Source organism: Thermoleptolyngbya sp. M55_K2018_002 (assembly GCF_015295965.1).
In the GTDB taxonomy this organism is placed as follows: domain Bacteria; phylum Cyanobacteriota; class Cyanobacteriia; order Elainellales; family Elainellaceae; genus Thermoleptolyngbya; species Thermoleptolyngbya sichuanensis.
Genome location: NZ_DVEA01000049.1, coordinates 33,540 through 56,473, shown reverse-complemented (window position 1 = coordinate 56,473; position 22,934 = coordinate 33,540). Strand labels below are relative to the sequence as shown.

The window sequence follows — 22,934 nt, the reverse complement described above, 5'->3', positions numbered from 1 at the left end:
GTCCAGCGTCTTCCGCCTCTAGGACTGTGACACACTGCGTCCACCAGCGCAATAGAAACGCCATGATGTGTCATGAGATGGCTTGACAGCAGGTGTGGTGGACGGCAGATGTTTTGGATCGAGGCGATGCCAGTCAACGGTTCTCGCGAGGGAGTCACGTCAACGAGCTACGATGCGAGAGAATGCCCCAGATAATGCCACTGAGAACCAGCAATAGCCCAAAGATGGCAAACGTGCGCCAGAGCCGCTTCATAATAGGCTGAATTTGGTAGCTCACGATCAGGCGATCGCGCTGCAACACCTCTTCGGGCTTCGTCCAGGTCTGTCCGTCATACCAGCCCGATTCTTCATAGAACACGGTTTCCTTGGAAAGGCGATCGCGCACATACCACCAGCCCAGCGTCAGCCGCACTAGCGCCAGCAGCGGAATCACGCAAGCCCCTACCGCCGCGCTCAGGGCAAACAGCGCTGGATATTTCGCGGGCGGAAAGCTGACCGCCGCCACAGGCCCAGACACCCCCCAACTCAAGCCCCAGAGAATCAGAATCGGCTTGATGTAGTGCCAGAGGTCGAGCGTCGCCCAGCGAAAAAACCAGGACTCCTGCAAGTCCTGAAACTCATTGATAGGTTGCTGCTCGGAGGGAACCGGGCAGACGGGCAGAGAGGATTTCATGGGCAACAGGTGGGCTGCATCCTAGCGCGAGGTGGGAAACGGTGAACGAAGTGCGCTGACCTCTCGCGTCATCCGCACTGAGTCTGGTTCCAAATCGGATTCTGAAAACAATCCTGAATGCAGTCTACTGTAATCCACGAATCTGGTGTAGCTAGGAGCAGACAGAAGGCAGGAGGCGGTGCCAAAAGTCACGCTGCACAGAGCTTGTGTGATTTCCAGGCTCCTCGCTACCTTGTTTAACTCCAGCCGCCTAGGACAGAGGGCACTCGACCCAGCGAGATTCTAGTTAAACGCTCCGGACTGAAAGACGCGGGTCAAATGCCCCTTCTCAAGGCCGTCAAACGCTCCCCTAGCCTTTTGCAGAGGGGCTTGCGCTTTGCAGTGCCGCAAAAGACAGCCGCTCGGCGTGTCCCCAAAATGCTTCCAGGTTGTAGAACTCGCGGTCTTTTTCGAGGAAGATGTGGGCAATCACATCGCCGTAGTCGATGAGTACCCAATTGCCTTCGGCTTGCCCCTCGATTCGCACGGGCACCCGCTGGAGTTTTTCCTTCACCGTTTGCTCAATGCTGTTGGCGATCGCCCTCACCTGCACATGCGAAAAGCCCGTCACCAGCACAAAATAATCTGCCAGGTAAGACACATCAGCCACCTTCAGCAGCACAATATCATCGCCTTTGCGGTCGTCGGCGGCCTGGGCGATCGCCAGCGCCAGGTCATCGCTGCTGGAGTCGGTTTCGAGGGTGAGGTGAGGGGCGGATGCATCGGCAGCCAACCGGGTAGAAAGCAGGGCCTCTAGCGGAGATTCATGGGTCATCAAATGTTCAGTACCTCTAGGTTTGATAGGACAGGGTTTGATAGAACCGGGGATTCAAGACTGGCTGAATCGAGATTGCAGGCAGGATAGCAAAAAAACAAAGTTTTGCATTGTGTGATGAACAACGAAGCAGCGGGCAAAAAATCAAGTTGCGGTAAATCTTGGAACCGATCAAGTTGCAGCGCGATATGCCTCAGCGGCGGGGCTGCGCCATCGTCCCGAATCTGCCTGGAGAAACCAGTTTCGGGTTTGCAGGGCGCGGGGATGAATTAAATGCCCAGCGTCCAGCAGGTGTTTGAAGGTATAGTCGCAGGTCATCCAAACTGCTTGCGTTAAATTTTGTTGACTCACGGTTCGCAGATGACGCAGTTCGTCGGTGTTGCCGCGACCCGGTTCTAGCGTGTCTGCCAAAAACACAACGCAGCTAAGGGCGCTCATGCCAGGACGACCGAGGGTATGGTTGGCGATCGCCGCCAACACGTCGGCATCGGTCACGCCAAATTCTCGCTGCGCCACGATCGCCCCCACGTCGGCATGGAGCAGGTGGGGATTGGCTTCGTCTACCGGATCGAGCGGCAGCCCCACCTCGTCTGCAATGCTCAACAGCGTTTGGGGTTTGAAGTATTTCGCCAAATCATGCAGCAGTGCTGCCAGGGCTGCCCGTTGTGGATCGAGATTATGAACATGGGCCAGGGCGATCGCCATCTGCTCGACCCCAAGCACATGCTGCACCCGCGAGGCTGGAACCTGTGCCTCTAGCCAGCTCAGGATGCGGCTCCGCAGCGTGTCGTCGTCTAAATCAACCATGCCGGATTCATGCTGCTTGAGGATGCATAGAAACGCATAGATTTGCTCACTGTCCCCTGCCAAGTGAGTCAATTGTAGCGCAGGTTACGAGATTGCTGGCTTACCGCTGGGATTGGCGACGGGCTGGCTCGGTAGAACTCGTTGGGCTGTTGGAGGTTGATCCGCTGGGCATGGAACCGTTAGCGGTTGAACTGTTAGACGTTGAACTGTTAGACGATGAACTAGGCGATGAACTAGGTGGTGAACTAAGCACTGAACTAGGCACTGAACCATTGGGCAGCAGGGCGGTGGGCGGCGTGGCAGTGGGCGTAGGGGGTGGGGCGATCGCCGCTGTTCCTGGCTCTGTCGAACTGGCCAGCGAGTGGAATAGCTGTTCATAGGCGGCGATCGCCTGCTCAAAGCGATAGTGCTGGAGGGCATACTGTCGCCCTTGGTGGGCCCACGCGGCCCGCTGCGGCGCATCGTGATAGACCGAGCGCAGCGTTTCTGCTAGTTGCCCCGGCTGCTCCGGCTGCACGACCATTCCCGCCTCGCTATGCAGCACGAGTTTTGCCAGCTCGCCCGCCATCGGAGCCGACGCCACCACCGGGCAGCCGCTCGCCAGCAGCAGTTGAAACTTCGACGGCATGTTAAAACTCACCACATTCTTGCGCTGCACCACCAGCCCCACATCGGCCGCCGCCATCAGGTGGGGCAATTGTTCTCGCGGCTGAAAGTCAAAAAACTGCACGTTGTCTGCATGGCACTGCCGCGCATAGTCCTGCAACTGCTGACAGGCTTCGCGCTCGCCCACAATCGCAACGATTAAATCGGGCAAATCGCGCAGCAGCGCTGCGGCCTCAACCACCGTTTCCATGCCCTGCGTCAGAGCAATGTTGCCCGCGTACAGCACGATAAATTTGTCCTGCAAGCCGTGCTGCCGGCGAAACTGGTTTTCTGCGGGTGGAATCGGGCGAATAAAGTTTACATCGACCCAGTTGGGAATGCAGGTCAGCTTTTGGGGCGGCACGCCTTTGTGCATCAAGTTTTGGGCAAAGCCGTCGGCAATGACGGCGATCGCCGCTGCTGTGCGATAGGCAAACCGCTCCAGCGACTCGAAGGCGCGAATCGCCAGCCGATTTTTTACAATCCCCAGCCGCACCGCCGCCTCTGGCAGAATATCTTGCACGTTTAGCACCACCGGACAGCGGTAAATCTTCCCTAGCAGCGCCGCAGGCACACTCACGGGCAGCGGCGGAGTGGTCAGCAGAATTACATCCGGTCGAAAGCCCCATAGCGCCTGCACGACGCTCGTCACCACAAAGCTGCCATCTAGCAGCACCCGCCCCAGCAGCCCCGGTCGTGGCCGAATCCAGACATAGCAGCGCTGGACTCGCACGCCGTTTTCTACCCGCGTCTGATACAGCCGCCCGCGATAGCCCGGATAGATGCGTCGCTGTGGATAGTTGGGCATCCCTGTTACCACGCGCACCTCATGTCCTCGCTGTACTAGTCCCTCGGCTAGCTCGGTCATCAGCGGCGCAATTCCAATCGGCTCTGGAGAATAGTTGTAGGAATAGATCAGAATTCGCATGTAGCCAAAAGCGCCAGCAGAATCAGCATCTTAACGCAGAAGCCAGGGGGACTGAAAAACTGCTGTCAGGGATAAATAGCTCTCAGGGATAAATAGCTCTCAGGGATAAACAGATAAATCAAGGTTGCCCACGCGCTGCGTTCAGGCGTGCTTTCTGAGATTCGATGCGGAGATTCAATGCAGAGATTCAATCCGGGAAGATTCAATGCAGGAAGATTAGGACTGGGGCGATCGCCAAAATCGACTTGCGATCTGGCGATTTGCCTACCGCCTTAGCTCAAAGCCCCGCAAATATTCCGGCGATTCGTATTGCACTGCCACGTCTTTCACAACCGCTGTCGGTGGCCCCTGGTGGCACCAGCGAATCATTTCTTGAACGCGATCGCCCGGCCCCTCAAACACGGCCTCGACGCGCCCATCTGCTAGATTTCGCACCCAGCCGTTGATTTTGAGCAGTGTTGCCGTATCACAGGTCGAAAAGCGGTAACCTACCCCCTGCACTTTGCCCGAAATCCAGACATGGGCCCGCACCCAGTTGCCTACAGCCCTCACAGCCCTTGGTGGTTGTGTATGTGTCATTGGTTGGTTGCTCCTCATCCAAAACCCTTGTGGGTTAGCCAGGGTTGACCTGATAAAGAACTACTTCATAGAGAACTACTTCAACCCTCTGACAACGCGCTCCTGCATCCCAATCCCGAACCCTCAATTGCCCTCGCTTTAGCAGTTGCCATACCCCAACCTCCAACCGCTAGTTCGGGAACCCGTACACCCCAAAAAGTTGCAGAGGGGCCCACCTGCCAGGTAAATTAGCACTCAGGAGTTGAGAGTGCTAAATTCTCGACTCGATAGCAACGGCTCAATTGCAGATTGGCATAGGGCAGACGGCTTCTGCTGGGTTTACGGAGCTGTTTCCCGATGGGCGATCGCTCTGGCAAGTGTCTGGTTCAGCCTTTCAATATGAACGGGAATGCGGAGCGCGTCAAGGGCAACGTCCTCGCAGCAGGTCTGTCTGGTCAAACAAGCCAGCAATTGAGCAAGATTCTTTCAACCTAACTGCAACTTTATCGTCTGGAGAGACTACACGTATGGCTGCTGTGTCCTTGAGTGTTTCCACCGTTAAGCCATTGGGCGATCGCGTGTTTGTGAAGGTCAGCGCTTCCGAAGAAAAGACCGCAGGCGGCATTTTTCTGCCCGACACCGCTAAGGAAAAACCTCAAGTCGGCGAAGTGGCGCAGGTGGGCCCCGGCAAGCGCAACGACGATGGCACCCGCCAAGAGCTGGAAGTGAAGGTGGGTGACAAAGTGCTGTACTCCAAGTACGCAGGCACCGATATTAAGCTGGGCGGCGAAGAGTACGTGCTGCTGAGCGAGAAAGACATTCTGGCGATCGTTTCCTAAATTTTGGATTTTGGGTTTTGGACAGACGGCTGCCTTTTCAAGCCGCGCTCATTCCAATGCCCAGCCCGAAATCGAACATCTAACCGTAAATCCTCAATCGCAAATCCAAAATCGAAACTATGGCTAAGCGCATCATTTACAACGAAAACGCACGTCGCGCTCTGGAAAAGGGCATCGATATCCTGGCGGAAGCCGTGGCAGTCACCCTCGGCCCCAAAGGTCGGAACGTGGTGCTAGAGAAGAAGTTTGGCGCACCCCAAATCGTCAACGACGGTGTGACCATTGCCAAAGAGATTGAGCTAGAGGATCACATTGAAAACACGGGTGTTTCTCTCATCCGTCAGGCTGCATCCAAGACCAACGATGCTGCGGGCGACGGAACGACCACTGCGACCGTGCTGGCCCATGCAATGGTGAAGGAAGGTCTGCGGAACGTGGCGGCGGGGGCCAATGCGATCTCGCTGAAGCGCGGTATCGACAAGGCTTCTGCGTTCCTGGTAGACAAGATTGCAGAACATGCTCGTCCGGTGGAAGACTCCAAGGCGATCGCCCAAGTTGGCTCTATCTCTGCGGGCAATGACGAAGAAGTCGGCGCGATGATTGCCGAAGCGATGGACAAAGTGGGTCGCGAAGGCGTGATCTCCCTGGAAGAAGGCAAGTCCATGACGACCGAACTGGAAGTCACCGAAGGGATGCGCTTCGACAAGGGCTACATCTCGCCCTACTTTGCCACCGACACCGAGCGCATGGAGGCCATCCTGGATGAGCCGTTTATCCTGCTGACCGACAAGAAGATTACCCTGGTGCAAGACCTAGTGCCCGTGCTGGAGCAAGTGGCCCGCGCCGGTCGTCCGCTGCTGATCATTGCTGAGGACATCGAGAAAGAAGCCCTGGCAACCCTGGTGGTGAACCGTCTGCGGGGTGTGCTGAATGTGGCTGCGGTCAAGGCTCCTGGCTTTGGCGATCGCCGCAAGGCCATGCTGGAAGACATCGCCGTGCTGACGGGTGGTCAGGTGATCACCGAAGATGCCGGCCTGAAGCTAGACAGCGTGAAGCTGGAAAGCCTGGGTAAGGCTCGCCGTGTCACCATCACCAAAGACACCACGACCATCGTCGCCGAGGGCAACGAGGCTCAGGTCAAGGCTCGCTGTGAGCAAATCCGTCGTCAAATCGAAGAAACTGATTCTTCCTACGACAAAGAGAAGCTTCAAGAGCGTCTAGCCAAGCTCTCTGGCGGTGTTGCCGTGGTCAAGGTCGGTGCCGCAACCGAAACCGAAATGAAGGATCGCAAGCTGCGCCTGGAAGATGCCATCAACGCAACCAAAGCTGCGGTGGAAGAGGGTATCGTCCCTGGCGGTGGCACCACGCTGGCTCACTTGGCTCCCCAACTGGAGGAGTGGGCTAAGAGCAACCTGACGGCGGAAGAGCTGACGGGTGCGCTGATCGTGGCTCGTGCCCTGTCTGCGCCGCTGAAGCGGATTGCCGAAAACGCAGGTCAGAACGGTGCAGTGATCGCTGAGCGTGTGAAGGAGAAGGACTTCAACGTGGGCTACAATGCCGCTACCGACGAGTTCGTTGACATGTTCTCTGCGGGCATTGTTGACCCTGCGAAGGTGACCCGTTCTGCCCTGCAAAACGCGGCTTCGATCGCGGGCATGGTGCTGACGACCGAGTGCATTGTGGTTGACAAGCCTGAACCCAAGGAAGCGGCTGGCGCTGGCGCTGGCGGCGGCATGGGCGGCGACTTCGACTACTAAGTTCCGACGGCTTAGTTCGACGGTTTGGTTCGACGACTCAGTTGAAACATTCCCAGGTGCTACGCCGCTGGTGTAGTGCCTGGGAGCCGGATTCAGAGTCGGAGGTCAAGGACATTCAGCGAAAAGAGTGATCGTTCCAAGCGGGCGATCGCTCTTTTTTTAGTTCTCTTTTTTTAGTTCTCTTTTAGTTCTCCTGTCACGCCCTATTCCTGCACGCGCGGCAAACGCGAGGGCGACAGGCGCTCTACCCAAGCTTCGAGATAGACCCGGTTGGCCTGTTGCTGGGCAAGATCGGTTGTATCTAACGGATGCGGTAGCGTGCCCAAAATAGCTGCCGTCGTCACGCAAAACATCGATTTTTGGAAGCTGAGACAGATCTTCACCCGCAGGTCATCTTCGCCACGCAGTTCCTGCTGATAAATTTTGTGCAGGTAATCGGGCAGAAAATGGCGCATATCCTGCATCAGCAGCGTGGGCGGAATGCCTCCACCGCCAATGGGCAGCGGATCGGCAAACAGCGCCCCATAGTTAAAGTCTGCCTGGTTGGCTGAAATTTGGTGCGCCTGGGCGTTGTAAGACACCGTGCCAAAGAAGGGAAACGACCGGAGAAACACCGCTTCCACATAGGGCAGCGCGGTATCGGGCAAAAAGGTCAACCCAGCGGAAGCGGGCAGCAGGTCGTAGGATTTTCCGTCAATGTTGACCGCATAGGTAATCGGCAGTGCGGCTGCATCGACTAAGCCCTGCTTGACATGCGCCACAACATCGGCGATTGTCTTGATTTCTCCCCGGTCGTAGCGATCTGAAAGCTTGAGGAACATCGGACTCATGACCCGCCAAAACTGCCCCAGCCCGCTGTAGTAGCAAAGCAGCCGCACCTGTTCTACCAGGAAGTCGGGAAATATCTGATTGAGGCCGCCCATCAGCGGATTGGACTTGACCTTGGCGCGAATCGCCGTTTTCGCCAGGTTCACAAACTCTGGCGTGTCGAGAAATGCATCCAGCCCGCCGCCACCGTGCCAGAACATGCCTTTCATGCAATATTCGGCAAATTCGTAGTTAATTCGGTCGTGCCACCAGTGGCGCAGCAGCTTGACCGTTGTGATTTCGCCGTTGAAATATTTGAAAAACGGAAACAGCACCAAAAACTGATGCTCTGAAATGTAAATCAGGTTGCGCCAGTAGGCATCCAGCACCACGCCATAGCTCTTGAGAATGCCCACCACTTCCACGACGTTTTCCGGGGTGTCGGGCAGCAGCGCACCGCCAGATTCAATTCGGTCCACGATGTAGGCGAGGGGATGGGCGGCGGGAGAAGGTGCGGTTAGCATAGCAGGAGCTTCAGGATCTTATAGAGCAAGGGGCTTGGGTGTGGGGTGGTGGGATGGTTGCGTAAGCTGCGTAATCCCTGAATCTTTAAGGACGTGCAAGCAAATGACTCAAAAATTACTCAACGCTTCGGCGGAGGGGGCGGGGGGCTAGCGCAGCGGCGATCGCCCGGTCGTCTAGCGTGCCCAGCGACAGGGAGGTGAGTTCACTCCAGCGGGTCATCCAGTTGGGCTGAAGCCCCAGGAAGATGACCAAAACGACGACCACAATCGAAGGAATGCGGTCTTTCCAATAGATGGCCGGCAGGTTCGCCAGGGCATCCGGCAGCCGTCCAAAGAAGACGCGGTTAATCAAATTCAGGAAGTACACGGCTGTTAGCCCAACGCCGAGCATACACAGCAAAGTCTGGATGGGGAAGACCAGCAGGCTGCTGCGGTAGATGATGTACTCAGCAATAAAGCCCACCATGCCGGGAATGCCCGCGCTGGCCATAACTCCAGCAATCATCAGGGAACCCACCAGCGGTAGACCTCGCTCTGGGGTCAGCAGGCCCCGCAGCACCGTCACATCCCGCGTCCCGGTTTTGGCATAGACCACGCCCACCAGGAAAAACAGCAGCGCGGAAATTAGCCCGTGGCTGACCATTTGGGCGATCGCCCCGGCGATGCTCAGCGGCGTGGCGGCGGCGGCGGCTAACAGGATATAGCCCATGTGCCCGACGGAACTGTAGGCGACGATTTTCTTCATGTCGGTCTGGGCGATCGCCACAAAGGAGCCATACAGCACATTCACCACCGCCAACCAGGCCAGCCACGGTGCGACGATTTGCCAGGTTTCAGGAAATAGCCCCAGCCCAAAGCGCACAATTCCGTAGGTTCCCAGCTTCAGCAGCACACCCGCCAGCAGCACCGAGGCTGGCGTTGGCGCTTCGACGTGGGTATCTGGTAGCCAGGTATGCAGCGGCACAATTGGAATCTTGATGCCAAAGCCAATCAACAGCGTAATCAGCAGCACCAACTGAGTGGCAATCGGCAGCGCCGGGTTTTGCAGCACCACATAGTCAAAGCTGCCCGTCCCGCTGAGCAGCGCCAGCCCGAAGAAAGCAGCCAAAATCAGGATTCCAGACAGGGCAGTGTAAATCAGAAATTTGGTTGCCGCATAGCCCCGCCGCGCACCACCCCAAATTGCCACCATCAGATAAAGCGGAATCAGTTCCACCTCGTAGAACAGGAAGAACAGCAGCAGGTTTTCTGACAAAAACGCCCCCGCCACGCCCGCTTCTAGCAGCAGCATCAGGCAGTACCAGAGCCGAGGACGGTTCAAATTCGCATCGGTACTGTAAATCGCCAGCCACACCAGCAGGCTATTCAGCACCAGCAGCGGCAGCGACAGCCCATCCATCCCCAGCTTGTAGCTCAGCCCAAGCTGCTCAATCCACGTCAGCGATTCCTGAAACTGAAATCCAGCCGCACTGGTGTCAAACTGGCTGACCAGCACCCCAGTCCACGACAGAACCATCGTTGCAAACACCAGCGCCACCTGGCGACCCCGCGCTGCTGCCTGCGCTTGGGGCAAGAGGCTGATGATCAGCGCACCAATGACCGGAAACCAGATTAGAACACTCAGCATGGCGAATCGAAAGGGTTGGATGCTTGGGCGAGAGTTTGGGTAGCGGGTTTGAATGAAAAGTTTGGTTAAAACGTCTGGGTGATAGTTTTTTCTTTCAGGCGTTTTAGCGACGGGCGTTTTGAATGAAGCAACAGCGACTTAAAACATCCAGCCCAGCCAGGCGATGCCCAAAATGACCCCGATAAACACGGTCAGCAGGTAGTGTCTGGCGCGTCCTGAGACGGTGTATTTCAGGCTCTCGCCACCAATCAGCGACGCAACGCCAAGGAGATTCACCATGCCATCTACCACGTATCGGTCAAACCAGGCCGTGAGCCGCGACCCCTGAGCCACAGCAAATACGACCGTCAGCTTGTAAAGCTGCTCAATCCGAAAATCGTGGGCTAGGAAATCCTGGAGCGATTTCCAGCCCAGTCCTCCTGGCTGCGGCAGGGGGCGAGATCCCAGGTAAAAGAAAACACCCAGCCCGCAACCTGTGATGCTGGAGGCGAATAGCGCCCCGGCGATCGCCAGATTCATGTCTCTCCAGTCGGGCAGCAGCCCCCAGTTGTGGAGCATGACGGGCACAAGCAGCGTGGCGATCGCCACCGATACCATCGGCACTGCAATCGGCCAGGGTGCTTCAGGAGCGCGTCGCGTTTTGGGCTTCACCTCACCACAAAAGACCAAACCAAACACTCTCGTTAGCCCAAAAGCCGTCAGACCGTTGACGATCAGCAGCACCGCCAGCAAACCTGGCGAAGACCGCCACACCGGCAGCGCCCACTGATACATCGCCCAAAAGCAGCCCAGCGGCACCAGCCCCACCGACCCCAGCGCCCCGATAATAAAAGCGCTAGCGGTTGCAGGCATCCGCGACCCCAGCGCCCCCATTTCTCGAAGATCTTGAGTGCTAGTGGTCAGAATCACTGAGCCAGTACACATAAATAGCAGCGCTTTGGCAATTCCGTGGGTTAGCAAAAACAGCAGCGCTACCTTGTCTTGCTGTAGCCCCACGGCCAAAAACACCAGACCCAGGTAAGCACTGGTGGTATGGGACAGGGCCCGCTTGATGTCGATTTGGGCGATCGCCACCAGCGAAGCCCCGACCGCCGTCACCGTCCCTAATACCATCAGAGTCGTCAGCGCCACAGGTGACAACGCCACAATCGGCTGCATCCGAATCAGCACATAGGCTCCGCAGGCCACCACCACCGAGTTCCGCAGGATCGAGGCCGGGTTTGGCCCCTCCATTGCCTCATCTAGCCATAGGTTCAAAGGAAACTGGGCACACTTGCCGACCGGGCCCGCGATGAGGGCCAGACCCACCAGATTTGCCACCAGCGGCGACAAATTCGCTGTTTCAGCCCAGGCTTCTAGATAGGGAAAGTCTAAATCGCCCGCCAGGAGACCCACCGCAACCACGCCCATCAGCAGCAGCACATCGCCCACGCGCTTCGTCAAAAAAGCATCGCGAGCCGCCGTGACCACCAGCGGTTGAGCATACCAAAATCCCACCAGCAGATAGGTCGAAAGCGTCAGCATCTCCAGCAGGGCATAGCTGAGGAACAGCGAGTTGCTCAGCACCAGTCCACTCATGGCTCCCTCAAAAAAGCCCATCAGCGCGTAGAACCGGGCCAGCGCCCAGTCTTTCTCCAGGTATCCCAGGGCAAACACCTGGGCCATCAGGCTCAAGACCGTAATAATCAGTGCTGCGCCAACGCTGATTCGGGATAGCTCTAGCGATAGGGTAATGTCTAGATCTAGCACCGACAGCCAGGGTAGCGGCTCATACTGGGGCGGCATATCCCAAACTGCCCACAGCAGCAGCCCACAGTGAACCAGGGCCAGCAGCGTCATCAAAATATTGAAATAGGCCGCTGGCCGGGGACCTGTTCGCCGCACTGCCCCTACAGACCAAGGCAACGTCAACAGCGCTCCAATCAATCCATAGCCTGGAACCCACCAACTGGTTTCAATTAAAAACTGAACCATCGATTCATCCCTTATGCGCTTTAACAGGTGCTAAAACAGGTACTAAATAAAACAAGTGCTAAATAAAACAGGTGCCAAAACAGGTGCCAAGATTGTCGGACTGCCTTTCATCACGCTTCATGACTCATTGATGACTCATTGATGTATGGCTGCTCGAACCCACTTCCATCTACGGGCGCTTGCTTGACTGGAGGCTTGCTCTACTGGAGTTAGACACAGTTAGAGCTACTCTATCGCAAACACTTCATGAGCTAGACTAACCAGCCATGCCCAAACTCATGTCATCCTGACTGAACTATCTGCCCTGAATGCTGTCTGAACAAATGTAGTCTGAACAAATGTAGTCTGAACATGGTTTGAACTGCTGCTTAAACAGATATGCATTCCTGGTCTACATTCGTAGAACTAAACTGCTTGGCCTACCCCCCTAAGTCTGATCCGCCCTTAAATCTAGCCACTGAGTGCAGCTTGTGGCACGACTTGAGCGATTCTCGCATTGCTGCCAATAGCAGATCAAGCGGACTGAGGATTTTACTGGCTGCTGATGTATCCCGATATGGGCACGATATGGGATCGACTAGATGCCAAACTTAAGTTGCTAAAAAGGCGATCGCACGTTCTAGACAAAGAGTGCGATCGCCGCTACACAAAGTTTTTTGTAATAAGGACTATAGCATTACCGCAGCAAACGCTTATAAAAAGCAAACAACTTGTTGACCCTCTGGCTTCACAGGATTGACAACGTTGAAATGTAAATTATTGTGTCGATTCTCGATCAAAAAACACGAAATATTAAATCCTCTCAAGGTTTACGAACTGTTTTCCAAGAATAAGACATTGGCTCTTGCTTTCCTCGTAAAATACAAGGGCCATTGCGGAGTAAGGAGTTAAAGGTTCAAGGGGCTGGTAACTTCCGAACCAGCATTTTTGGTATACACGCCTGTCCTTGGTATTGTTTGCAAGTATTTGTCAGATAGTTTGTCGGATATTTGTAGGTATTGCCTAGGTATTGCCACAATGCACGGAATGTGCGGTTTTATGTGTGCAGTTCTTATGTGCAGCTTTGCTCACACGATGTATTACCCTATAAGCCCCTGCGCTCTGGGCTTGAACGAGGCCTGTTAAAGATCAGATTGCCAACGGATATAACGCTGAGTTATATAGACCATAAAAACAATTACTTTGGTTTATATTGCCAAAGCGGTCAACCCCCTTGTATTCTGACAATGGGAATTCCGTCGTGCTTTTCCAATCTATTTCTTGTGATGCAAATGCCGAATTTGTTTGCTCATCTAGAGATTTTTTGGACATCTTGTGGTATTCGCTGAAGCTACATTTCAGCGCTTTATCTAAGGATTTGAAGCCGTACAGGTTGTTGACTCGGGCTAGATCTTCTCGGAGGTTCCTGCTGGAAACTCCAAGGTGTTTGTTCTACGCCCATGTTGCACGGTTGTTCTGGTTTGAAGCACGCTGAGGATGATGGTTGCCGGGTTGGCTAGCCGCAGCTTGTATAGCTGAGACAAAGCGTTATCGCTTGCGTCATTTCCCACACCTATGGTCGCTTAAGTTCATTCTGCAAGACTGATGGAAGGTTGAAGCAGAGTTCTTATATTTAAGTCGCTGCTGGCTGTTACTTAGTTGCACATAACTTGTCATAATTAACAGTTGCAGACAGATTGACGGTGTTGGGCTGGTGAATAAGGGTTCTGGACAAGTTTGCTGGCCCAGGCTGCGAGTGGCGATGAATGGCGATCGCAGGTTGTAGTTTTGTCTGAGTACCGTTTTTTGGAAGGGAGAAAACGATGGCAATTGCAGTTGGAATGGTAGAAACTCTGGGCTTTCCTGCCGTGGTCGAAGCGGCGGACGCGATGGTGAAAGCAGCACGGGTGACGCTAGTTGGCTATGAGAAAATCGGCAGCGGGCGGGTGACCGTGATTGTCCGGGGCGACGTGTCCGAAGTGCAAGCTTCCGTGGCGGCTGGGATTGAAAACGTGAAGCGGGTCAACGGCGGACAAGTGCTGTCTACTCACATTATTGCTCGCCCTCATGAAAACCTGGAGTACGTGCTGCCGATTCGCTATACCGAAGCCGTTGAAGCCTTCCGGGAAAGCGTGAGCGGGATTCGCCCCGTCAACCGTCCGTAAATAGCCGCTAGATGCAGATTGCCAAGGTTTGCGGTACGGTTGTTAGCACTCAAAAAGAGCCTAGCTTGCAGGGGGTCAAGTTTCTGCTGTTGCAGTTTGTTGATGTGGAGGGAAACCTCCTGGCAGACTATGAAGTGGCGGCAGACAGCGTGGGGGCTGGGCTAGATGAATGGGTCTTGGTTAGTCGAGGCAGCGCTGCGCGTCAGACCCCTGGCGGAGAGTCTCGTCCCCTGGATGCCCTGGTGATTGGCATCATTGATACCGTGAGCGTGGAAAATCTCATGCTTTATCGCAAGCGGGATCAAGATCGATGATTGTCTAGCGAGGGCTGTCCAACAGGGGTTCCGATTCTAGAGTGGTGAGGGCGATCGCCCGTTGAGTGCTGTGGGAAACCGGGAGCCTGACCATGTGTTTCAGGCTCTCGGTTTACGGCTGATCGGGGTCGATCGGGCTGTGAGGGTGGTGAAAGGTTTGGATTGACCTTGCTCGATCTGCGTTGGCCGGTTTTGCGGGTTGATCGGCCTGTTAATATTGCCGGTCACGGTTCGAGTTTTGTTGCTGGGTCAGGAGAGCTGTGGTCATGGTTGCTCAAAGCTCCGTTGCTGCTACACCCTGGGCAAAAGGGGTAACGCAGCCTAAGATTCATGAGACTGCATACGTTCACTCCTTTTCGACAGTGATGGGAGATGTGCAGATTGGTGCAAACGTGCTAATCTCACCGGGCGCTTCTATCCGAGCAGAGGAGGGCGCACCCTTTCATGTCGGTTCAGGCAGCAGCGTTCAGGAGGGGGCGATTGTTCACGGGTTGCCGCAAGGGCGCGTGCTGGGGGATGATCAGCAGCCCTACTCAGTCTGGATTGGTCAAGACGTTTCTATTACCCACATGGCGCTGATTCATGGGCCGGCCTATGTGGGCGATCGCTGTTTTATTGGCTTTCGGTCTACGGTGTTCAACGCCCGCATCGGCGAGGGCTGCATTGTTATGATGCACGCGCTCATCCAGGATGTGGAAATTCCGCCGGGTCGGTATGTTCCCTCCGGGTCGATCATCACCACCCAGCAGCAGGCCGACCGCTTGCCAGAGGTTCAGTCGGTTGATATCGAGTTTGCTTCCCAAGTCGTTGGTTTCAACGACGCAATGCGGTCTGGTGGTGGGGGCGCTGGTTCTCCGGCCCGCTCCGAATCAGCCCGCCTTCAGCAGCCGAGCGATCGCGCTGCCGAGTCGTCCTATCGTTCCAGCCAAAATCCTGAGATGCTGAATACTCAATTAACTCCAGAAGTTGTCGAACAGGTGCGCCACTTGCTAGCCCAGGGCTATCGAATTGGCACCGAACATGCGGATACTCGCCGATTCCAAACCAGTTCCTGGCATAGCTGTGCGCCCATCCAGTCTTCCCGCGAGGCAGATGTGCTGGCGGCGCTACAAGCCTGCCTGACCGAACATAGCGGCGAATACGTGCGGCTGTTTGGCATCGATACTCACTCCAAACGGCGCGTCGGGGAACTGATCGTGCAGCGGCCGGGCGATCGCACCAACGGAAACGGCGCATCGACCAGTGCTGCCAGCTATTCCAGCCAAAGCTACACTGGCCAAAGCTATAGCAAGCCTGCTGCGTCCTATGGCAGCACAAACTCGTCTGGACTGTCGGCGGAAGTGGTGGAACATGTTCGTGGGCTGCTGTCTCGTGGCCTGAAAATTGGCACCGAACACGCCGACAAGCGCCGCTTTCAAACGAGCTCCTGGCATACCTGCGCTCCCATCCTGGCAACCCGCGACTCTGAAGCGATTTCGGCACTGCAAGCCTGTCTAGCAGAGCATTCGGGTGAGTATGTCCGGCTGTTTGGCATTGATCCCAAGCTCAAGCAGCGGGTTGGAGAACTGATCGTGCAGCGTCCTGGCAATGGGCAAAACGGCAGCGCTCCTGCCCCCAGCTACAGCAGCAGTGGCTCATCATATCAGCAGCCCGCCGCCAGCAGCTTCAACGCAGGCCATAGCTCTGCTGCTTCGAGCCAGCGCCTCAGCCCTGAAGTCGTCGATCAGGTTCGCCACCTGCTGTCTCAGGGCTACAAGGTTGCCGTAGAACACGCCGACAAACGCCGTTTCCAGACTAGCTCTTGGGAAAGCTGCTCGCCGATCGAGTCTGGTCGAGAATCGGATGTGCTGGCGGCTTTGGAGCGCTGCTTGGGCGACAACCAGGGGCAGTATGTCCGGGTTTATGGAGTCGATACTCAGTCTAAGCGACGGGTTGCAGAAACCATCATTCAGCGTCCATAGACCCTCTAGCCACTTTGTGTAGCTGCTCTATGTGAACTGTGTAGCTGCTCTATGTGAACACTCGATACAGGCGCTATCTAAGTTGCCGTTATGGGTTGCGGTCACAGGCTGCGGCGCGACTCGGTAGCGCTGCGGCTTGTTGATCGGGTGGGGTCAGGTTTAACGACAGATTGGTTTATACACCTTTAGGGCAATGCAGAGGTCACCGCTATCGTCAGTTGAGGGCAGCCCTGGGCTGACAAATGGCGATGTGGTGATTGAACTTGGTGCGGCGATCGCCCCTGGGGTTTTGCTCCAGGCTGACCCTGGCAGTCGGATCACGATTCGGGCAGGGGTTAGCGTTGCGGCGGGGGCTATCTTGCACGCCCACGGCGGCCCGCTGACGATCGAGGCAGGCGCGACGATCGGTTCGCGGGCGCTAATCATTGGGACGGGACACATCGGCGCGACGGCTTGCATCGGTGCTGAGGCGACGATCCTGAATCCAGCGATCGCCCCTGGCGAAATGGTTCCCCCTAGGGCGTTGCTGGGAGACACGAGCCGTCGGGTTGACCTGGATACCCCACTCGCCTCTGCGATGCCAGACTCCAGCGGTGCGATTCCATCCATACTTCCATCCATGCCGCTGCCTGTTCCAGCCTCCACGTCGGCTGCTGAGCCGGGGCCCGATGTGCTGAGTGACCATCGCTCTGTGGGCGGACTCTCGACCACTGCGCCGATTAGTCTGTCCACACCCCCGGTCTACGGACGGGAGGCACTTCAGCAGCTTCTAGCAACCATGTTTCCCTATCGGCAAGCGGAGACAGATGGCGCTTCGCCGCCTGATGCTGGCTGAATCATTTAGTCCAATCTTGTGCAGATTAGTTCAATCTTGTGCAGATTAGTTCAATCTTGTACAGAAATCATGCAGAACTTGCGCTAGTGTCTAACGCAAGTTGGGCAGTGCAAGCCAAAAGACCGCCAAGCCGAGGGCGTAGTGTTAAGCTGAGAGGGCGATCGCCAATCTGAGCATCAAACCCTATGGACGCATCCGGCAAACTTCAGGTTGGAACGACCCCGCCCCGGCGAGACTTTGGAGACAGCGCTTTGGGGCTAGTTTGCACGCGCAGCTTTCCCGCCATTGTGGGCACGGCTGACATGATGCTGAAGTCCTCCGGCGTGACGCTGATTGGCTATGAAAAAACAGGCAGCGGCTATTGCACTGCCGTCGTGCGGGGCGGCATTTCCGATGTCCGCATTGCCGTAGATGTGGGCGAAGAAACGGCGCGACGGTTCGACCAGTTTATTTCTAAAACCATCATTGCCCGCCCCTCGCCCAACCTCGAAGCCGTGCTACCCATCGGCAGTCGGCTGGCAAAGTTTCTCTCCGATCGGGGCTATAGCCGCCTCAGCAAGCAGGCCGTAGGGCTTCTGGAAACACGCGGCTATCCGGCGATGGTGGGCGCAGCGGATGCCATGCTGAAGGCGGCCGAGGTACAGCTTGCGGCGTGCGAAACGATTGGCGACGGGCTGTGTACGGCAATTATTCGCGGGCGTGTGGCGGATGTGGCAATGGCCGTAGAAGCCGGGATGCACGAAGCCGAGCGGATTGGCGAACTGCACGCCGTGATGGTGATTCCGCGCCCGCTGGATGACTTGGAAGAAACCCTTCCTCTGGCCAGCTACTGGATCGAGAAGCCGCAGCCGATCGCCCTGCCGCTTGATCTAAAAGCGCCGCAGAAGGAGTTGGCTGCACCAGAACGGCCCGAAGTCGAAGTGCAAAAGACTGTACAGCAGATAACCGTACAAAAGACCATCGAGTCGGCAGAACCGCTGGAACCCGAAGCGCGATCGCCCCACGCTGCTCCCCCGCTTGCCGAACCGATTCCCCTGCCAGAGCTAGATCCCCTGGCTGATCAGCGTCCCAAGCGCTTGGAAAACCTTGAAGAATAACTTGAAGAATAATCAGAATCATCTGACGTTCCCCAGTTCTAAACCCGCTCTCACCTTTCAACATGCCTCCAGTTCTGGATTTGCCCACTCTGGCCCAGTGGCTTGCGGGCGAGTTTGACAATCGCGCCCAGTCGCTCGACCAGCCGGCCTGGTTTGTTCACCTGCGGCTATGGCACCGCCCCCTGCCCATTCGGATAAATGGATGCCTTGCGCTGTTTGCGGAACAGGCCAACGCGCTGTATTTGCAAAACCCCTACCGCCAGCGGGTGCTGGTCTTGCAGGAGAATGACGACGGGAACACCGATGCGGGCGGTGGGGACGACGGCAAGCCTGCTGTGCAATATACCGTGCAATACTGGGCCTTTCGCCAGCCGGATCGGTTTCGGGGCGCAGGCGCACGACCGGAGCTACTGTCTGACCTAGCGTTAGACGACTTGCAGCCCCTACCGGGCTGTCGGCTGCGGCTGCGGCCTCAGGGAGACGGGGTGGCCGCAGAACCCATCGAGGGCGATCGCTGCTGTTTTCAATACAATGGCGAAACGCGCCAGGTTGTGCTGGGGTTTGAAGCCAGCCCAGGCCGCTTTCGCAGCTACGACAAAGGCGTTGACCCAGACACCGGCCAGGCGCTTTGGGGAGCGCTGATGGGCCCTTACGAATTCACCAAACAGGTGGACTATCCCCTCTGAAACGCCAACAGGAGTGCCAAGATCGCCTACCAGGGATGACCCCAAACCCCTGCCAGAGAAACATCGTCAATCTTCCCAATGCGATCGCTGAGGGCTTTCGGCTTTTGCCGCCGAGGAGTGACTTCACCCAATCAGAGGATTGTGGAGCGTCTGAAAACAAGGGTTCCTAATTGATTCTCTATAGATCCATAGAAGAAATGAATATTGCCGCCTGCATCCGGGATTTTGAGATGCAAGACTGAAGGGATGAGCTAGGATGTGTTTCGACAGATAAGTTGCTGGCTGAGTTTGAGTTGATCTGTTACCCAAGTGCGGCCGATTGAGCATCGGCTGATTGAATTGAACCGCTGGGTGCGGCTGTGGCTCCGCGCTGCTAGACTCCACGCTACTGAGGGAGCGCTCTGCGAGGTCAGGATAACTTTTACCCTAGAGGAAATTTAACAAGTTAATTATGGTGAACCGTGTTGTTAGCCCGGATTTGCATCCGATGGTGAAATTTCAGCGGCAGGTGAAATCGCTCGTGGATTCAGATATTCTGAAGCCGAGCGATCGCCTCTGGAAGATTGCGCTGCTCTATGGCGACGAGTGGGCCTACTGGAAGCGCGAACTGGAGGACTTCGACTTTTCCATGCGAGATCCCGTAGCGGACTTGCTTGCTGTAGAGTCCTGGGACGAAGATTGAATTGCAGCTAGATTGCGATCGCCTATCCGCGCTTCATCAGGTCTAGATTTGGACGCACGCGGGCGTGGATGGCGATCGCCGTAATATTGTCGTGGCCGTTGTGCTGATTTGCCAGGTCGATGAGCATGTTCACACCGTTGTCCAGGCTCACCTGCCCGTCGAGCATTGGGTCGAGGTGGCTCTCGATATGGGTTTCCAGCAGGTCATTATCGGTCAGCCCGTCGGAACACAGCAGCAGCAGCAAATCCTCAGTCAGTTCGACAAACTGCACATCGGGATTGACGAAATGCTCGTCTCGCGGGCCGAGGGCTTGGGTTAGCTGATAGGCATCGGGGCGACCGTAGGCGATCGCAGGCTCCACGCCCCGCTGAATCTCTCGCTGCCCCACCTCATGATCCACCGTCAGTTGCTCCAGCCCGCGACGGCGACTGTAGCGATAGAGGCGACTGTCTCCTACATGGGCGATCGCCGCTTCGGTGTCCTGGATGAGCGCCAGTACCAAAGTTGTGCCCATGCGACCGCTGCCCGAACTGGCATTTTCCTGGTTCAGGGTGTAAATCGCCTTGTTTGCCAGCAAAATGCCATCTCGAATGGTTGCCTCATTGGGCAGTCCATCTTTCCAGTGATCTTGAAAATACTGCTGGAGCGTACTGGCGGCCAGGGCGCTGGCCACCTCGCCGCTGGCGTGGCCACCCATGCCATCGCAGAGAATGTATAGCCCTTTCGCCTTGAGCGATCGCCCGTTCTGGCTTTCCAGCTTTTTCACGTCCACCTGGATGGCGTAATAGTCTTCGTTGTGTTCTCGCTGGCGGCCAATGTCGCTCCGTCCTGCATCTTCCAGCCCAATCAGCTTCATCGGCAGCACCACCGTTGGCAGGTCGTCGCCTTCGGTCTCGCTGTCTTCGTCGGGACTGCCCAACTCTAGGCGGGTGGGGCTGGCCGACACGCTGATATCTGCCATCCGCGACACCGTGGGAAAAAGAATCTCCGTTGTTTCCGTTTCAGCCGAATCAGACATCGGCAAGGCTTCTGAGTTAGTCGCCTGGGCCGGCGCAGGGTTGGCAGCCGCAGATTCTGCGGTGATGGGTTCTGCTTCCATTGCAACAGGTTCTGCGGTGGGTTCCGACGCGACGAGTTCTGCGGTGATGGGTTCGTCCGTAACTGGTTCGCCCGCAATCAGTTCGGACGGGACTAGCTCACCGGTGATCGGTTCGTCTGTGGCTGACTTCGGAGGGGCTGTGTCGAGGAGGCTAGCAGTAACCCCACCGAGCAATACCGCTGTTGGATCGAGGGGGCGATTGGGATGATTGGCAGATGCAGCGTCGGCCGGCGCGGTGTCCTTTGCAGAAAGCGCGGGGGAAAGCACAATCGTATCTTCTGCCTGTATATCGTCTGCTTGCAAATCAGGGGCCGTTTCGTCAGCCGCTTCGGGCTTATCGAGGGCGATCGCCTCTGTAGTCGCATCGAGGGCAATCGCCCCTGCGTCAGGCAATTCCTCCCCTCCCTGCAACAGGTCCGCAATCATGCTGAGGCAGTGCTGCAACACATCCACTGTGGCAATTGTGCCCAGTTCCAAATCCTGACAGACCTGCACCAGGGGATTCAGATTTTCGTGGCTGGGTTGTTGCTGCAACAGCAGTGTCCAAACGCGGCCCAGGTCGCGGAGCTGGGGGGGCGCGTCGGGTTTATCCTGATAAAGCCGCTGAAGATAGAGCAACTGATCTTCATCGACCTTCAGGTTATTGAGTTCTAGCAAGCTCTGGGCATAGCCCACGGGTTGCAGTGCGTTCCACAGTTCCGTCATCTGGTGGAGCAGATGGAGAATCTGGAACGGAGGCAGCACCTCCGACGCGCCCAGTTCTGCCAAGGAAGGTAGGTTGCTCCGGTCTTCCAACAGCACCACAATTTGCCCATCCTTCTCCCAGGCATCGTGAATATGGGGCAGAGACGGATAAAGCTGCTGTTGCAAATCCAGATAAGTCTGGGCGATCGCCGGAATGGCGTTCTTGCTGCTCTGGGCGATCGCTTCATCACTCCGTGCTAGCCCCGCATCCGGTGCATCGGGGTTCTGGCTATAGAGCATCTCCAGCGGCGACAGGCGAAACGGCTGGCAGTCCAGCACACGCACCTCAGCCCCCACCAAAGAGAGCGAAGTTGCAGACAGCGCCTCCAGCAGCCGATAGCGATGTTGCAGATCCAGGTAGGGCAGGGCGGGCAACACGAGCGGCCAGCCGACGGCTGCATCAACGGCGGCAATAATGGCTCGCCAGGACGTTCCCGCTGTTGCGCCGCAGGTCGGGCAAAGCTCCACATCAAAGGGCACTGACGAGCCGCAGGCAGGGCAGGCGATTTCCTGGAGGGAAGCCCCACACTGCTGACAAAACTTGTTACTGTCGGGATTCTCGAATTCGCACTGAGGACAAACAAGCATGGGGGAACTTCCTTCACTCCCGTAGGCGGCAAGCCGGACTGATAACTCTACTGAATAACTCTTGAATAACTCTACTGAATAACTGAATAACTCTGCTGCCGTTGAAGCTGGCTTCGGCGACCTGACTCGGCTTTCGTGACCTGACGAATCGGCCGCTTGACTAAAAGGTTACACGATCCATTCTCGACCCGCACCCCCAACTCTACGGGCGTGGGCGCGATCTTGGAGACAATCTTGCCAATTCAGCCAATTCATCAGGCGTGAGATCGCGCCACTGGCCCGGCTGCAACCCGTCCAGCCGCAGATGGGCGATCGCCACTCGCACCAACCGCAGCGTCGGAAATCCCACTGCCGCCGTCATGCGTCGCACCTGGCGATTGCGCCCCTCCGTCAGCGTTAGCTCCAGCCACGCCGTCGGCACGGTCTTGCGAAATCGAATGGGCGGATCGCGCGGCGGCAAATCAGGCTCTTGGGGCAAGATCTGGGCTTTGGCGGGGCGCGTCCGGTAGTTTTGAATCACCACCCCCTGCCGCAGTTGTTGCAAGGCCGCCTCATCGGGCGATCGCTCGACCTGCACCCAATAGGTGCGAGGATGCTGAAACTTAGGGTCTGTTAAAACATGCTGCAAGCGCCCGTCGCTGGTGAGCAACAGCAGTCCTTCGCTGTCTCGATCTAGCCGACCCACCGGATACACCCCTGGAACCGGGATGTAGTCCTTGAGTGTGCGATAGGCTGGCGCGGGGTCGGGCAGTTCTCTGGGCTGTCTAAACTGGGTCAGCACATCGTAGGGTTTATAAAACAATAGATAGCGATGAGGCACACGGTCGATCC

Annotated in this window: 19 protein-coding genes; 9 read left to right on the top strand and 10 right to left on the bottom strand. The window is 56.5% G+C overall.

The window, feature by feature from the left end:
* Positions 1-154 precede the first annotated feature (154 nt).
* The 5 genes from IGS51_RS02270 to IGS51_RS02250 form a co-directional block, all read right to left on the bottom strand.
* The gene (locus IGS51_RS02270; protein WP_297075354.1) at positions 155-673 is read right to left on the bottom strand and encodes a CGLD27 family protein; all 519 of its coding nucleotides are present in this window, start codon (positions 671-673) and stop codon (positions 155-157) included.
* 349 nt (positions 674-1,022) lie between these two features.
* Positions 1,023-1,487 carry a ribosome silencing factor gene (rsfS, locus tag IGS51_RS02265; protein WP_297075351.1) on the bottom strand — a complete coding sequence of 155 codons (465 nt, stop codon included), beginning with the start codon at positions 1,485-1,487 and terminating at the stop codon, positions 1,023-1,025.
* A gap of 171 nt (positions 1,488-1,658) precedes the next feature.
* Positions 1,659-2,294 (bottom strand): bis(5'-nucleosyl)-tetraphosphatase (symmetrical) YqeK, encoded by a 636-nt coding sequence (gene yqeK, locus IGS51_RS02260; protein ID WP_297075348.1) that lies wholly within the window; start codon positions 2,292-2,294, stop codon positions 1,659-1,661.
* 100 nt (positions 2,295-2,394) lie between these two features.
* Positions 2,395-3,867 (bottom strand): glycosyltransferase family 4 protein, encoded by a 1,473-nt coding sequence (locus IGS51_RS02255; protein ID WP_297075346.1) that lies wholly within the window; start codon positions 3,865-3,867, stop codon positions 2,395-2,397.
* 264 nt (positions 3,868-4,131) lie between these two features.
* On the bottom strand, positions 4,132-4,446 hold the full coding sequence (locus IGS51_RS02250; RefSeq protein ID WP_297075343.1) for an acylphosphatase: 315 nt from the start codon (positions 4,444-4,446) through the stop codon (positions 4,132-4,134).
* Positions 4,447-4,952: 506 nt separating this feature from the next.
* Between IGS51_RS02250 and groES the strand changes: the two genes are divergently transcribed.
* Both groES and groL read left to right on the top strand, forming a co-directional pair.
* The gene (gene groES / locus IGS51_RS02245; RefSeq protein WP_172356367.1) at positions 4,953-5,264 is read left to right on the top strand and encodes a co-chaperone GroES; all 312 of its coding nucleotides are present in this window, start codon (positions 4,953-4,955) and stop codon (positions 5,262-5,264) included.
* A gap of 119 nt (positions 5,265-5,383) precedes the next feature.
* Complete coding sequence (gene groL, locus IGS51_RS02240) at positions 5,384-7,021, top strand: chaperonin GroEL (protein WP_172356365.1); 1,638 nt, start codon at positions 5,384-5,386, stop codon at positions 7,019-7,021.
* A 203-nt stretch (positions 7,022-7,224) separates the two neighbouring features.
* Here the strand turns inward: groL and IGS51_RS02235 are convergent, their stop codons facing one another.
* From IGS51_RS02235 to IGS51_RS02225, 3 genes are all read right to left on the bottom strand, one after another.
* Complete coding sequence (locus tag IGS51_RS02235; RefSeq protein ID WP_297075338.1) at positions 7,225-8,352, bottom strand: CO2 hydration protein; 1,128 nt, start codon at positions 8,350-8,352, stop codon at positions 7,225-7,227.
* 115 nt (positions 8,353-8,467) lie between these two features.
* Positions 8,468-9,979 carry an NADH-quinone oxidoreductase subunit M gene (locus IGS51_RS02230; protein WP_297075335.1) on the bottom strand — a complete coding sequence of 504 codons (1,512 nt, stop codon included), beginning with the start codon at positions 9,977-9,979 and terminating at the stop codon, positions 8,468-8,470.
* Positions 9,980-10,117: 138 nt separating this feature from the next.
* The gene (locus IGS51_RS02225; protein ID WP_297075331.1) at positions 10,118-11,953 is read right to left on the bottom strand and encodes an NAD(P)H-quinone oxidoreductase subunit F; all 1,836 of its coding nucleotides are present in this window, start codon (positions 11,951-11,953) and stop codon (positions 10,118-10,120) included.
* A gap of 1,802 nt (positions 11,954-13,755) precedes the next feature.
* Here IGS51_RS02225 and IGS51_RS02220 point away from each other — a divergent pair.
* From IGS51_RS02220 to IGS51_RS02190, 7 genes are all read left to right on the top strand, one after another.
* Positions 13,756-14,097: a carbon dioxide-concentrating mechanism protein CcmK gene (locus IGS51_RS02220; protein ID WP_068507759.1), complete on the top strand. Its 342-nt coding sequence runs from the start codon at positions 13,756-13,758 to the stop codon at positions 14,095-14,097.
* Between the two features lie 11 nt (positions 14,098-14,108).
* Positions 14,109-14,411: a EutN/CcmL family microcompartment protein gene (locus tag IGS51_RS02215; protein ID WP_068507758.1), complete on the top strand. Its 303-nt coding sequence runs from the start codon at positions 14,109-14,111 to the stop codon at positions 14,409-14,411.
* A 266-nt stretch (positions 14,412-14,677) separates the two neighbouring features.
* Positions 14,678-16,372: a ribulose bisphosphate carboxylase small subunit gene (locus IGS51_RS02210; protein ID WP_297075327.1), complete on the top strand. Its 1,695-nt coding sequence runs from the start codon at positions 14,678-14,680 to the stop codon at positions 16,370-16,372.
* Positions 16,373-16,565: 193 nt separating this feature from the next.
* Complete coding sequence (locus IGS51_RS02205) at positions 16,566-17,207, top strand: hypothetical protein (protein ID WP_297075325.1); 642 nt, start codon at positions 16,566-16,568, stop codon at positions 17,205-17,207.
* A gap of 185 nt (positions 17,208-17,392) precedes the next feature.
* Positions 17,393-18,304: a BMC domain-containing protein gene (locus IGS51_RS02200; protein ID WP_297075323.1), complete on the top strand. Its 912-nt coding sequence runs from the start codon at positions 17,393-17,395 to the stop codon at positions 18,302-18,304.
* A gap of 62 nt (positions 18,305-18,366) precedes the next feature.
* Positions 18,367-18,990 carry a chromophore lyase CpcT/CpeT gene (locus tag IGS51_RS02195; protein ID WP_297075321.1) on the top strand — a complete coding sequence of 208 codons (624 nt, stop codon included), beginning with the start codon at positions 18,367-18,369 and terminating at the stop codon, positions 18,988-18,990.
* A 451-nt stretch (positions 18,991-19,441) separates the two neighbouring features.
* Positions 19,442-19,672: a DUF4327 family protein gene (locus IGS51_RS02190; protein ID WP_172358075.1), complete on the top strand. Its 231-nt coding sequence runs from the start codon at positions 19,442-19,444 to the stop codon at positions 19,670-19,672.
* Between the two features lie 22 nt (positions 19,673-19,694).
* Here the strand turns inward: IGS51_RS02190 and IGS51_RS02185 are convergent, their stop codons facing one another.
* Positions 19,695-22,103, bottom strand: a complete 2,409-nt coding sequence (locus IGS51_RS02185) for a serine/threonine phosphatase (RefSeq protein ID WP_297075319.1) — start codon at positions 22,101-22,103, stop codon at positions 19,695-19,697.
* A gap of 202 nt (positions 22,104-22,305) precedes the next feature.
* Positions 22,306-22,923 carry a pseudouridine synthase gene (locus IGS51_RS02180; protein WP_297075316.1) on the bottom strand — a complete coding sequence of 206 codons (618 nt, stop codon included), beginning with the start codon at positions 22,921-22,923 and terminating at the stop codon, positions 22,306-22,308.
* Positions 22,924-22,934: the final 11 nt, after the last annotated feature.